Annotated in this window: 10 protein-coding genes, 1 tRNA gene and 1 pseudogene; 5 read left to right on the plus strand and 7 right to left on the minus strand. The window is 43.6% G+C overall.

Annotated features, from left to right (window positions below; genetic code table 11):
• Window positions 1-169 precede the first annotated feature (169 nt).
• Window positions 170-3679, plus strand: a complete 3510-nt coding sequence (gene mfd / locus IM462_RS19490) for a transcription-repair coupling factor (RefSeq protein ID WP_287701447.1) — start codon at window positions 170-172, stop codon at window positions 3677-3679.
• A gap of 290 nt (window positions 3680-3969) precedes the next feature.
• On the opposite strand, the gene IM462_RS19495 is transcribed toward mfd, so the two are convergent.
• Both IM462_RS19495 and IM462_RS19500 read right to left on the minus strand, forming a co-directional pair.
• A tRNA-Ser gene (locus IM462_RS19495) sits at window positions 3970-4056 on the minus strand.
• A gap of 252 nt (window positions 4057-4308) precedes the next feature.
• Window positions 4309-5406 (minus strand): glycosyltransferase family 4 protein, encoded by a 1098-nt coding sequence (locus tag IM462_RS19500; RefSeq protein ID WP_287701445.1) that lies wholly within the window; start codon window positions 5404-5406, stop codon window positions 4309-4311.
• A gap of 48 nt (window positions 5407-5454) precedes the next feature.
• On the opposite strand from IM462_RS19500, the gene IM462_RS21305 reads away from it, so the two are divergent.
• Entirely contained in the window at window positions 5455-5634 is a 180-nt protein-coding gene (locus IM462_RS21305) for a hypothetical protein (protein ID WP_419548235.1), read from the plus strand.
• Between the two features lie 41 nt (window positions 5635-5675).
• On the opposite strand, the gene IM462_RS19505 is transcribed toward IM462_RS21305, so the two are convergent.
• From IM462_RS19505 to IM462_RS19515, 3 genes are all read right to left on the minus strand, one after another.
• Complete coding sequence (locus IM462_RS19505) at window positions 5676-7505, minus strand: tetratricopeptide repeat protein (protein WP_287701444.1); 1830 nt, start codon at window positions 7503-7505, stop codon at window positions 5676-5678.
• A 463-nt stretch (window positions 7506-7968) separates the two neighbouring features.
• On the minus strand, window positions 7969-8805 hold the full coding sequence (locus IM462_RS19510; RefSeq protein ID WP_287701442.1) for a metallophosphoesterase: 837 nt from the start codon (window positions 8803-8805) through the stop codon (window positions 7969-7971).
• A 92-nt stretch (window positions 8806-8897) separates the two neighbouring features.
• Window positions 8898-10133, minus strand: coding sequence for an LL-diaminopimelate aminotransferase (locus IM462_RS19515; RefSeq protein WP_287701440.1), 1236 nt, complete (start codon window positions 10131-10133; stop codon window positions 8898-8900).
• 153 nt (window positions 10134-10286) lie between these two features.
• On the opposite strand from IM462_RS19515, the gene IM462_RS19520 reads away from it, so the two are divergent.
• On the plus strand, window positions 10287-10499 hold the full coding sequence (locus IM462_RS19520) for a DUF2839 domain-containing protein (protein WP_002759416.1): 213 nt from the start codon (window positions 10287-10289) through the stop codon (window positions 10497-10499).
• A gap of 261 nt (window positions 10500-10760) precedes the next feature.
• Here the strand turns inward: IM462_RS19520 and IM462_RS19525 are convergent, their stop codons facing one another.
• Window positions 10761-11696 (minus strand): NAD-dependent epimerase/dehydratase family protein, encoded by a 936-nt coding sequence (locus IM462_RS19525; protein ID WP_287701438.1) that lies wholly within the window; start codon window positions 11694-11696, stop codon window positions 10761-10763.
• Between the two features lie 425 nt (window positions 11697-12121).
• On the opposite strand from IM462_RS19525, the gene IM462_RS19530 reads away from it, so the two are divergent.
• Window positions 12122-12574: a DUF29 domain-containing protein gene (locus tag IM462_RS19530; RefSeq protein ID WP_287701436.1), complete on the plus strand. Its 453-nt coding sequence runs from the start codon at window positions 12122-12124 to the stop codon at window positions 12572-12574.
• Window positions 12575-12582: 8 nt separating this feature from the next.
• Here IM462_RS19530 and IM462_RS19535 read toward each other — a convergent pair whose 3' ends face one another.
• A complete protein-coding gene (locus IM462_RS19535) occupies window positions 12583-13368 on the minus strand; it encodes a hypothetical protein (RefSeq protein WP_287701434.1) in 786 nt (261 codons plus the stop codon).
• Between the two features lie 315 nt (window positions 13369-13683).
• Here IM462_RS19535 and IM462_RS19540 point away from each other — a divergent pair.
• A pseudogene (locus tag IM462_RS19540) lies at window positions 13684-13800 on the plus strand (IS630-like element ISMae27 family transposase); the annotation flags it as partial.
• Window positions 13801-13830: the final 30 nt, after the last annotated feature.

A 13830-nucleotide genomic window follows, 5' to 3' on the forward strand; every position in this document is an offset into this window, starting at 1 on the left:
AAACCCTACACCCTACACCCCACACCCTACACCCCACACCCGTTCGGACCTCGGCGTGAGCTCGGTCGAACGCTGAGCTCACGGCCGAAGCCCACACCCCACACCCTACCCCCACGAAAAACTTTTTGCCGCAAAACCTAACTAAAAACCGAGCGCCGATCACTAAAAAATGACTTTTGCCTCCGTTATTCGCAACATTGAAAAATCGCCTCTAACTGCCGAACTTATCCAAAAACTGGGGAAAAACGGCAATTTAACCCTAACCGGCCTTGCCCGCTTACCGAAAGGATTAATAGGCACAGCTTTCGCCCGTTGTCAAGGAAAAAATCTTTTAATTATCTGTGCCAATCTGGAGGAAGCGGCACGTTGGGCGGCACAATTAGAAGCGATGACGTGGAAAGGTGTTTTCTTTTATCCCACCTCGGAAGCTTGCCCCTACGAGACATTTAATCGGGAATCCGAGATGATTTGGGGACAGATGCAGGTATTATCGGCCCTTCGACGTAGCTCAGGACAAGCTCTAATCAGTCATCAAGATGCTGGAATGGCGATCGTTACCACCGAAAAAGCCCTGCAGCCCCATTTACCCCCTAGAGAGGTTTTCGAGAAATATAGCGATAATTTTGCGGTAGGAAGGGTTATAGAAGGCAAAAACCTCGATCTAACCCTAGCTAGATTAGGATATGAACGGGTTTCACTGGTAGAAACCGAAGGGCAATGGAGTCGTCGCGGCGATATCGTTGATATTTTCCCAGTTTCGGCAGAATTACCAGTCAGGTTAGAATTTTTCGGCGATGAATTGGAAAAATTGCGAGAATTTGACCCTGCCACCCAAAGATCGCTCGATTCTATCCCCAATCTGCTTCTTACTCCCACTAACTTCGCGGCGATGATTGTCCCTTCTCTCCCCCCGACAGTGGCCGATTATTTGGAGGCTGAAGATCGAGAAAAATTGGCTAATGGCATTTATCCAGAGGGAATTGAGCGATTTTTAGGCTTGGCATTCCCTCAAACTGCCTCTTTATTGGATTATCTCCCTGAAAATACCCTTATTGCCTTTGATGAACTGGAAAGCTGTCAAGCTAGAAGCGATCGCTGGATAGAATATATTGGGGAACGCTGGCAAGAGATAGAACCAGCTTTACCGAAAATTCACCGTTCTTTTGGCGAATCTCTGCAAATATCGGTCAAATTTCCCCATCTCTACCTCTCAGAAATAGACGATCACCTCTCCGAAAATAGTCTTAATCTCTCCAGTCGTCCGATTCCCACCAATCCGGGACAATTCGCCAAACTAGCGGAAATTTTACGGGGAAAAAGAGAGATTTATAGCGGTATTAAAGTAAATAAGTACGCTACATGGTTAATATCTGCCCAACCCTCCCGCACAGTCTCGTTATTACAGGAACACGACTGCCCGGCCCAATTTATCCCCAATCCCCTTGATTTTGGGGCGATCGAGCGGTTAATCATTCAAAACACCGCTACAGCCCTAAAATACTCAGGATTAGCTGAATTAGAAGGTTTTATCCTCCCCACCTATCGCATAGTCGTCGTTACTGATCGAGAGTTCTTCGGGCAACATCTTTTAAATACTGCTGGTTACGTCCGCAAACGTCGACAAGCAGCCTCGGTACAGGTGGATGTGAATAAACTCCGTCCCCTCGATTTTGTAGTACATAAACACCATGGCATCGGGCAGTTTATCAAACTAGAAAAGCAGGAAAGCACAATTAGCGGAATAGTGCAAGGTCGAGATTATCTAGTTATTAAGTATGCCGATGGATTATTGCGGGTTCCTGCCGATTCTGTTGATAATCTCTCCCGTTATCGTCATACAGGTAATCAAGAGCCTGAATTACATAAAATCTCTGGCAAAGCGTGGGAAGCGACGAAAGCTCGCGTCAGGAAGTCGGTTAAGAAGTTAGCGGTTGATTTAATCAATATTTACGCCCAACGGTCCCAAAAATCGGGTTTTGCCTATCCGATGGATAATCCCTGGCAGCGGGAGTTAGAGGATTCCTTTCCCTACCAACCCACTGCTGATCAACTGAAAGCGATACAGGATGTGAAACGGGATTTAGAAAGCGATCGCCCGATGGATCGCTTAGTCTGTGGGGATGTGGGTTTTGGTAAGACAGAAGTGGCCATTCGTGCTATTTTTAAAGCTGTCACCACGGGTCATAAACAGGTGGCTTTATTAGCACCAACAACGATTTTAACCCAACAACATTATCACACCCTAAAAGAACGTTTTGCCCCCTATCCCATCAACGTGGGTTTATTAAATCGTTTTCGCACCAATTCCGAGAAAAAAGATATCGTCCAGCGCTTGAAAACGGGGGAATTGGATATAGTGGTGGGGACGCAGTTGTTATTGAGTAAAGCGGTGGAGTTTAAAGATTTAGGATTATTGGTTATCGATGAAGAACAGCGTTTTGGGGTCAATCAAAAGGAAAAAATTAAGGCTTTTAAAAGTAATATTGATGTGTTAACCTTGACGGCAACACCGATTCCCCGGACTCTTTATATGTCCCTTTCCGGGGTGCGAGAAATGAGTTTAATTACCACACCTCCCCCCTCTCGTCGTCCCATTCAAACCCACCTTTCTAGTTATAATTTTGATGTGATTAGAACGGCAATTCGCAACGAATTGGATCGGGGGGGACAGGTTTTTTATGTAGTACCCAGAATCGAGGGAATTGAAGAAAAAGCGGCAGCAATTCAAGGGATGATTCCTGGTGCTAGAATTGCCATCGGCCATGGTCGTATGGATGAGTCCGAATTAGAAACCACCATGTTAGCATTTAATAATGGGGAAGCGGATATCTTAGTCTGTACGACTATTGTGGAGTCGGGGTTAGATATTCCCAGAGTTAACACGATTATCATTGAAGATGCCCAAAAATTCGGTTTAGCGCAACTCTATCAACTGCGGGGACGGGTGGGGCGATCAGGAGTACAAGCGCACGCTTGGTTACTTTATCCAGCCAAGGCAGAACTAACAGAAACCGCTCGGGAAAGATTAAAGGCAATTCAAGAATTTACCCAGTTAGGATCGGGGTATCAATTAGCGACTAGGGATCTGGAAATTCGCGGTGCGGGTAACTTATTAGGTGCGGAACAATCGGGACAAATGGAAGCGATCGGTTTTGATCTATATATGGAAATGTTACAGGAAGCTTTGCGGGAAATTCAAGGTCAAGAAATTCCCCAAGTGGAGGATACCCAAATCGATCTGAAATTAACGGCATTTATTCCTAACGATTATATATCCGATCTGGAGCAGAAAATGGATGTCTATCGGTTGATCGCTACTGCTAATTCTCAGAAAAATTTAGGACAAATTGCCGCCGATTTAGTCGATAGATACGGAGCAATTCCTGCACCGGTGGCACAATTATTTAAGGTAATCGAGTTAAAACATCTGGCTAAATCCCTCGGTTTTTCCCGCATTAAACCCGATGGAAAACAGCATATTATCCTAGAAACTCCCATGGAGGAACCAGCGTGGAAATTATTACAAGAACACCTACCCCAACATATACAATCACGCTTTGTTTATAGTCCCAAACAGGTGACGGTTAGGGGTTTAGGAACGGTAAAACCACCACAGCAGTTAGATAGTTTATTGGAGTGGTTAGCTAAGTGTAAAGATGGTTTACCGACGAGGAATTAGACTAAATCCTGTTTAAAAAGTATAGGAGACTGGGAATTATGAATTATCAATTATCAATTATGAAGTGGGGAGCCGGGGAGAAGATAATCACTAAAAGTAATCTCCTGTCTCAACCGGGAAATTACTTTTGCAAGACTACCTAAGTAGCTGGTTATAATTAAATTAAAAATGGATTTTGCCTTTAATCCCCCCTTGATAAGGTAGGGTTGATTCATGAATCAACCCTACCCTTGATAACGGGGATATCTGATAATTTTTAACGCCTACCTACTCATGAGGTGCTTTGGGTACGGAGAGAGAGGGATTCGAACCCTCGTTAAAGTTACCCCTAAACAGCATTTCCAGTGCTGCGCCTTCAACCGCTCGGCCATCTCTCCAATTGAGGTCACGATCATCAATCCTACAGTAAATGCTGCCGATCTGTCAAATTATTTTTCTTTTTCCGACGATGACCGATCAGGTTGTACTTCATCTGGACGGGAAACCCTGTCAGTTAATGGACCTGCGCTTTGATAATGTACCTTTTGGGCGAACGCAGTTCGCCCCTACATTGTGGACAAAATCCGTTACTGTAGGGGCGCAAAGCTTGCGCCCTCCGATCGATTGGGATATTATTCCCACGCAAGTCCCTAAGCACATCCTAGATATTGATTTAAGATTGCTGCCGTAGCTAGACCGGTTTTTTGCCAACTAAACTCATCAGCCCGTTTTTTGCCTAGATGACTTAATTTTGAGTGTAATTGTCGATCTTGAGCGATAATTTTTAGGGCATCGGCTAGGGCCTCGACTCGATAGGGATCGATTAAAATTGCCGCTGTTGCCGTGACTTCGGGCAAAGATGACAAATTTGAGGTAATGACGGGTGTACCGCAGGCCATAGCCTCTAAAACGGGCAATCCAAAGCCTTCCCAGAGACTAGGGAAGACTAAAGCAGTGGCTTGACTGATAACTTTGGGTAGGTGATCGTAGGGGATATAATCGAGAAATTTAATCCGATCGCTGACTGCCAATTCTCGCGCTTGTTGTTGTAAATTCGGGGTATAACGGCGATCGAAGCTGCCAGCAATCCAAAGATGATAATCGCTTAAATCTGGGGGCAGTTGGGCAAAAGCGGCGATTAAACGCGGTAAATTTTTATAGGGATTGGGACGACCGAGATAGAGAAAATAGGGATGTTCTGGCTTATTATCTTCCATAGGGCGAAAGTGATGATGATCGTAGGCTAGGGGAATAGAAGTAATTTTATCGGCGGGAATTTGATAATATTCAGTGATATCTTTGGCCGTTGCCTGAGAGTTACAGATGATATGTTTTGCCTGTTGTAATACCTGCGGCACATAATAACGGAAATAGTGGGTTAAGGGGGAAGTAAGACTGGGAAACCGCAGGGGAATTAAATCGTGGACCATGACGACAAAGCGACAGTGAGAATTTATCGGTGCTTCTGGGAGGGGAGAAAAGAGTAAATTGGCGTTTAATTGTCGGTAAATTGACGGTAACTGCCATTGAGTCCAGAGTAAGCGTTTTAAATGACCTTTCGCTCCTCGATCGGGGGCGAGACCCTTGGGGATAGAATAACAGTTAAAGTCGGGATAACTATTAGCTGTTAGTAGGGTTGGTTCTAAATTTTTCAGGTAGGGTAAGAGGTTAAGAATGTAGGTACTGATTCCTGTGGGTTGGGGAAAAAGTACCGAGAGATTAATTAATAACTTATGCTGTGTATTCACTAATTAGGGTCTGCTGAAAAAGTTTTTCGTGGGGACAGGGTGTGGGGTGTGGGCTTCGGCCGTGAGCTCAGCGTTCGACCGAGCTCACGCCGAGGTCCGAACGGGTGTGGGGTGTGGGGTTTTAGCGATTTTCATCTGGTCAATTACCTAATTTTCAGGGAAAAAGTCCCAGAATTTTACCCCCGATCACTCCAATGGTTGGCACTTTTTGAGGTAAAAAAAGTCTAAAAGTCTTACCCAATAAGGTTTTTAGATTTATTCAGCAAACCCTAATTACCCTGTTGATATTTGCTGAGAATTTCTGAGATATATTGGTAGCCTTCCAGTCCAATAGATTTAATCAGGGAGGAACGTTCCAGACTGAAAGTCTGTTCAAAAGCTGCGATATTTTTGCCGCGAATAACCGTTAATAGACTAGCAGCTTGTCGCCATTCCACTGCACCGATTTCGTGTAGCCAATACATTCCTAGAGAACCCATATAAATTGCCTGTTCAAAATTCTTGTCTTGATAGTAAGCTTCGCCTAAATAAGTTAGTAATAAACCTTGCAGATATATGTCTCCGTAGTATTTGGCCGATTCTAATCCTTGCAGGAGAATATTAATCGCTTCTTGGGTTCTTTCAAGGACAAGATATGCTAAACCTAAACTGCTACAACAAAGGGATTTACTCTGCCAATCTTGGAGACTTTCCGCTAACTTTAATCCCTGTTTTAAATACTCGATCGAACTTTGATAAATTTCTGGATCATATCTCTCTAACTGTTGTGCTTCCTGTACCTGACTATAACCCAAATTAGCTAAAGCGTTAGCCTGTCCTAAACTATTACCCTGTTGACGACTTAAAATTAAAGCTCTCTGACTTAAATTAATCGCTTCTGCATAGTTTTTTTGGATAGCATTGAGACGGGATAAATGGTTTAAATTAGCTATTTCACAAGCATAATCCTGTTGTTGACGAGCAATTTCTAAAGCTTGTTGATGACCTTCTCTGGCCTGTGGATAGTCGCCGCGAATGCGATTAGAATAGGCAATTAAAGTTAAAATTCTCGCCTTTTCTCCCGTGCCTTCCACATAACGCAGAGGAATTGATAAATAATCTAAGGCCTCCTTGAGATAACTGCCAGAAAAGGAGGCAAAAATTCCCCCGTATAAAGGAAAATAATCCCGTTGAGCAAAGGTTCTCAGAATTTGTAAAGCCATCTGAAAACAGCCCCGACTATAGAGAGAATTTTTACTAACTTGCTCGAAACTATTGGTTAACAGTGACCAAATTAAAGCAAAGGTGAGAAAGGTAGAAATGGATAATTTAGCTCCCAGTTTTTCGCTATAGATACGCTGATCAAAAAAGTTAATTAGTCCCCTTTGGATATATTGAAAAACAATAGCAGTTTCTACCCAATCGGTTAAAGTTAAATCTTGAGTGAGAGGATCAAAAGCTTGTTGATTAGCTAAACTTTCTAAGACTCGTTTTAACCAAGAGGGATTAACTTTACTTGCCCAAATTTGCCAGGGTGTCACTCGCTCATTATCATTAGTAAAACCAAGATTGCGATTTTGTTCGTAGAGCCAACTGGTGAGATCATTCGATAAATTTGACCAAGTATTTAACCCCAGATTAATCCCCGTGGCAATTTGCCATAAATCCGCTTCTCCCCGCTGCTGAGAAACTGCCTGTAAATGCTTGGCTAACTGTTGTAATTGTTCTAGGGTTAAAGCATTATTTTGATTGGGATCGATTAAATTCACTAAAGTTAGTAAACGATCCTCTCGATCGATTTTAATCAGATTATCGATCGCCGCTGCAGTGAGAGAATTTTGCTGATTGGTTTTTTGGTATTTTTCCCATTCACTTTCGATCGTTTCCAGGGCCCGCAAAACCCTAGTCGCTTTAATTTTTGTTTCTAACTGTGAGCGAGTAACGATAATTTTTTCGGTTAAACAACGCTCAAAAATTTCTCCTGTGCCATTTTTTACTCCCTCGGCTAAAAGGTTATAAACCTGTGATTTAGCTCTAATTTTTCCTTCTAAAGTTAGATTGACAATGCGCTCAATTAGTGCATTATAAGTTTCGTTGAAGTTATCTCTATTTTCTGTCATAAGTGTTTTTTTCAGTAATCAGTAATCAGTAATCAGTAATCAGTGAAAAGACAGTAGGAAAATTCTAAGCTGTACTGAATTTAAACTGCATATTGGAAAATTTAGTACAAATGCTCAAGCTCCCTCTCCCTGCTCCCAACTCTGGTGCAGTCTTAACGAGTAATTTAGATAGTCAGCAGCTTATCAGTTATCAGATGTGAGTTTTCAGTTCACCGACTACTTTTTGGGGTTAATTTTTTTGGGCTTTATTTGACTTGAAAAGAGGGGGGTCGCAGGCTGGCACGGATTCCCATTATATAAGAAATTATCTGTCAAGTCGTGGGGTTTTGTCAAGCTTTTTGGAAAAAAAAATTAACCGATAGTCTTAACGAGTAATTTAGATAGTCAACAGCTGATTTAATGCTCCACACTTAAAACTTAAAACTCAAATCTGATAACTGATAACTGATAACTGATAACTGATTCAAGACTGACTGCCGTTGATCAAAGTAATTACCGTCACTTCGGGGGGACAAAAAAGACGACCGGGAAAATAGGTTCCTAAGCCGCGATTCACATATAATTGATTTTCCCCGACTCGATGAAATCCCTCGGACCATTGCCAGTATCGGACTACTCTGCTAAATTGCCGGTGAAAGGGAACCCATTGACGATATGGATCGGGCAGCGAGCGCCTAAGTTCCTCTAAAATTATCGGTAGGGAACCGATACCGGGGATAGTCACTTGGCCTCCGTGGGTATGGCCGGATAACTGCAAATCCACGCGCCAATCCTTTAAAATCATAGCTGTATCGGGATTGTGGGAAAGGACGAGTCTGGGTATATCGGGGGAAATTTGCTCGAGGATTTGCGGTAAAAATTCCCCAGACCAATAATCGGCCAATCCGACGATGGGAAAATTTTCGCCGTAGGGTGTGGCGATTTCATTCCAGAGTACCCGAATCCCCACGCTAGTTAAGGCCGATCTGACCGTTTCCCTTGCGTTGGGAAGATAACTGTCATGATTTCCTAAACAAGCATAAATACCCCCTTGACTTTTGAGAGCTTTTATGCTCTCGACTAGGGCAAAAATTGGCCTGGGACTATAGGTAATAAAATCCCCCGTCAGGAAGATGAGATCGGGTTTTTCCTGATTAGTAATGGCGATCGCTTCTTGCAGGACAGCTTCAGGCAAATGCTGTTCATCGCAGTGCAGATCTGACCACTGCACCAACTTGATCCCTTGCAGATGTGCTGGTAGGCCAGCAATTGCGATCGTTAATCTTTCTACCTGTAAGGATTCTAACCAAAAGGGTCGCATCGGTGAGCCGTTGTCGGTGAGTATGTCAACAGTTTATCAATTCCCGATGGGGTTGTTGGGGGATGCTTTCGCAAACATCCCTCTCTTGAGGATTAGCCTTGAAATTTATCGATAATTCTTTCCATAGCGGCCTCGACGTTGGCACGACTATTAAAAGCCGATAGCCGGAAATAACCCTCTCCGGCGGCCCCAAAGCCAGATCCGGGGGTTCCCACCACATTACAGGTATGTAGCAGTTTATCGAAGAAATCCCAACTCGATAGACCCTGGGGCGTTTTTACCCAAACGTAGGGCGCATTTACGCCACCATGGACTTCTAAACCGGCAGCGGTTAATTTTTCTCGGATAATTGTTGCATTTTGTAAATAAAACTTGACAAGTTCTTGTACTTGTGCTTGTCCTTCCGGGGAATAAACCGCCTCGGCCCCCCGTTGGACAATGTAGGAAACGCCGTTAAATTTGGTCGATTGCCGACGATTCCACAGTTTCCAGAGTTGCACATCCGTCCCGTCGGCCGCCTTGGCCGTGAGACTTTGGGGAACCACGGTTAAAGCGCAACGCGTCCCGGTAAAACCAGCATTTTTAGAAAAAGAGCGAAATTCGATCGCACATTGCCGCGCCCCCTCGATTTCGTAGATGGAATGGGGTAAACTGGCATCGGTGATAAAGGCCTCATAGGCCGCATCAAAAAAGATAATCGATCCGTTGGCCCTAGCATAATTGACCCAAGCTGTCAAGTGTTCTTTGGTAGCCGTGGCCCCGGTGGGATTGTTGGGAAAACAGAGATAGATTAAATCGACTTTTTCCGCCGGAATCTGGGCAGTAAAGTTATTTTCGGCGGTAATTGGCAGATAAATCAAGCCCTCGTATTCGCCGCGGTCGTTGACCTCTCCCGTGTGTCCAGCCATAACGTTAGTATCAACGTAAACGGGATATACTGGGTCAGTAACAGCGATCGAGTTATTATCTCCAAAAATATCGAGAATATTGCCCGTATCGCACTTAGAACCGTCGGAAATAAAGATTTCATCGGCACTTATATCACAACCGCGAGCCTGAAAATCATGGACGGCGATTTTCTCCCGTAACCAAGCATAACCCTGTTCGGGCCCGTAACCCTTAAAGCTAGAGCGATCGCCCATTTCCTCCACTGCTTTGATCATGGCCTCGCGACAAGCTAGGGGCAAAGGTTCGGTGACATCCCCAATCCCCAGACGGATAATATTAGCATCAGGATTGGCTGCCGCAAAAGCTTGGACTCGTCGGGCAATTTCCGGGAAAAGATAACCCGCTTTTAGTTTTAAGTAATTACTGTTAATGGTTGCCATAATTATTCTCGTTTCAGTCGCAACCTTTAATTCTATAATAGTCGGTCATCAGCCGTTAGTTTCGATCGCCCCCCTTCACGCAGTAGGATTGGGTGTAGGCGGTTGTCTTTCGATATACAATCAGAGAAAAACCTCTTAATAACTGACATTAGTATGGGTGAATCAAAACGTCGTCAATCGGCCCTGGGTGATAAATATGGACAGGAAGAAAATATCCTGCCTTGGCTACCAATTACCAAAAGTCAAGCATCCCAAGCTTACAAGTTAACCACTAGGGGTGCCTGGATTGGTATAGGAGTTTTAGCCGGGGTTTGGGTGGTTATTCGCTTTGTCGGGCCAGCTTTCGGTTGGTGGAATGTCCAATAACTGTTTAGGGACTTGCGCTTTGATAATCTACCTTTTGGGCGAACGCAGTTCGCCCCTACATTGTGGACAAAATCCGTTACTGTAGGGGCGCAATGCTTGCGCCCTCCGATCGCTCAGGTTTGCTGATCACTCTAAGTAGGGGGAGAGCCTTCGAGAGCCTCCGCAGCTAAGGGACTTGCGCTTTGATAATATGCCATCTGGCTGGTCTGATTCTTCTACAGAGCGATTTTCTGGCTGGGATATTATTCCCACGCAAGTCCCTTATTGGTTGGCCAAGATCTGGTCATCGATCGCCAAGTCTATTTCTTGCCGATCGCGACCAGAAGCGAGATAATCATTCTGGAAGGAGTCTGTTAAACCACTGACGAGATCATATTCGGGCTGCCAGTTTAACTCCCGGGTGGCTTTATTAATATCAGCGTAAAAATGTTGAACCCGCAGGGGGAAAGGTTTCTTTTTGCCGAAGTCAAATTTTTTGGGGTTATAGTTAACAATCTCGATTTCCTCGGCATTTTTCCCCATGGCTGCCGCGCAAGCTTTCGCTAAACCGTTAAAAGTTACATAGCAATCGCCGGAAATATTATACACTTGACCGATAGCCTGAGAATTACCCAATACTGCGGCCATGGCCTTGGCTAGATCGACAACGTGACCGAATTGGGTAAAATGTTCTCCATGACCGGGTATAGGAATAGGACGATTACGAACCAAACGGTCAAAAAACCAAGCTTCTAGGTCATTATAGTTGCCCGGTCCGTAGATATAAACCGGACGGATGGAAGTCCAGGGTAAACCCATCTCGCTTAAATAGTTTTCTGTCTCGTGTTTTCCCTTGTGGCGACTTTTGGGATCTAGTTTATCCCCTTCTTTATGGGGCATTTGGTCGGATTTTAAATAAACCCCCGCCGAGCTAACATAGACAAAATGCCCGATTCTGTCCCTAAAAATCTCGACGAGGGGCTGAGTATCACTTAATTCTCTGCCATTATTATCGAAAATTGCCTCAAAACTCTCATTTTTAAGCTTTTCTTTCAGTTGCGCTGGATCTGTGCGATCGCCGTGGACCTGTCGTACTCCGGCAACCGGAGCGGGTTTATTGCCACGATTGAATAATACTACCTCATGACCCTGTTCTACTAACACTTTAGTCAAAGAAACACCGATAAATCGGGTTCCACCCATAATTAAAATTTTCATAGGTCGCCATTGTCAATATCAAGGTTATATTATCCCTCGATCGGTGCAGTTTAAAAACTGTGCTTTTTAGGTTTGTGTCATCAATCCAGTCTTTTGGGGGATTCTACCCCCCAAACCCCCCGTTGGGGACGCAAGCGCGGTCACTGAGCCTTTACATTGAGCTTGTCGAAATGTGTCGAAGTGCCGTCCCCAAACCCCGGAGCGCATTAGCTTTTCGGTGGGATGCTTACACGCGGCTGTTCATACATTTGTAGCAGTTTAAGAGTGACTGATAATTGCTGATTATCGGTATTTCCGAAAATGTGAGATGCACCCAAACCGAGCGACTTTTAATGCAAGTTTTAAGTAAGCGCCAATTCAGACTTAAATTGTTGGCGAAGTTTCGGTAAAATGAAGGTAATTAGTCAACAGAGAAGGTCAAAATTATGACTTTAGCCAAGGTAAAAAATCTTTACGATCAAGATTTTGCTTTGTGGATAGAGAAGACGGTCAAACAATTAAAATCTGGGAATTTATCTCAGGTTGATTTAGAGAATTTGATCGAGGAGATGGAATCTTTGGGAAGACGAGACAAAAGAGAACTTAAAAACCGTTTAATTACATTATTTGAACAAGCTTTAAAACGGCGTTATCTTTCTTTGTCCGACTGTTATCGAGGTTGGGAAGTAACAATTAAACGCTGTCAATCTAAGTTAAAAGATATCCTGAAAGATTCTCCTAGTTTATGCAGTTTTTTAACCGATATTTATGATGATTGTTATCAGGAAGCGGTGGAGAATATGCGAATTGAATATGATGCTAATTTTCCCGATGTTTGTCCCTTTGCTGAGGATGTTGATAGTTTATTAAAACATAAGTTTTGGCAGGATGAAAAATAGGCTAACCCCTAATCCTTCGGGGGAATTGCCATCACTTGATTATTATTAATCACCAATTTACCGCCCAATTTTTCGATATTTTCCTTAGCTAACCTGCGGGTTTCTTCGTCTTGGCTATTTATCCAGACTAACATCCAGGCACCAACTCTGGGAGCGCGACTATCGGGATTAGTTTCTAAAAATTTCACTGTTCCCCTGGCGGATTTCTCGATAAATTCATTACCAGCAATTTTTGCCCAATCGCCAGCCATTTGATAGGATTTTTTGGCCGCAGGAATATCGCCTAAAAATAATAGTTCATCGACTCCTTTATATAACCAAATAAAATAGGCATCGGTGACATCAGGAGTGAGTTTTGATAAACCCTTATTCATAATCTCAATTGTTCTTTCGGGTTTGCCGGCATTCAGGGAAGAAGCGACGGACATCATCAAATAGGCACGGACAAATTTCGGGTCATTTTTAGTGACAATCTCCATAAAATCGGGACTTAAACTGTAACCAGTTTCGCGGCGAGCATCCCCATCGCCATAGTATTGTATAAACTGCAACATTGACCAATTGGCTAACATATTGTCAAAGCCAAAAGCTGGCATATTTTTTAATAACTCAACCCTAGCATTTTCTAGGCGAGATTCTTGAATATAATTTCTTTCTAATAACTTTTCTTTGGTCAAGGTTTTCACCTTTTCCTGTTGCATTTCGACAATAGCCATGATTAGTCCACCGATGACGGCGACTAAACCAAGAGTTTTAAGTAGGGATAGATTGAGAGATTTTTTAGCGCCTAGCACAGCTTTAAACAAAAGTCAATAACATTAACAAAAATAAAAGGTTTTTCGGTTATTTTAAGTAGGTAGGTGTTAAAAGTTGTCAGACACCCCCCTTATTAAGGGGGGACTAAGGGGGGATCGGCACCCCCCTTATTAAGGGGGGACTCAGGGGGGATCGACACCCCCCTTATTAAGGGGGGACTCAGGGGGGATCGGCACCCCCCTTATTAAGGGGGGACTAAGGGGGGATTCAGAGGCAAAATCTATCTTCAATTTAATTATAACTATTTACTTAGAGACTGTTCGTAAATGAATATTAAGCGGGAAACTGACCACTTTGATCAACCTCCCTGTTGTTGAGAAGTAAATCCCATTGAGAGAGTTTGTCCATATTTGAAAAACTTATTGGCATGGGGTAATTTTAACTGCCTTGATCACCCAAGAAGTAAACTTGACAAAAGATTATTAACTGTACTGCCCCCG

Origin of the sequence: Microcystis sp. M144S2, from assembly GCF_020246065.1 — a bacterium.
GTDB classification, from domain to species: domain Bacteria; phylum Cyanobacteriota; class Cyanobacteriia; order Cyanobacteriales; family Microcystaceae; genus Microcystis; species Microcystis ichthyoblabe_A.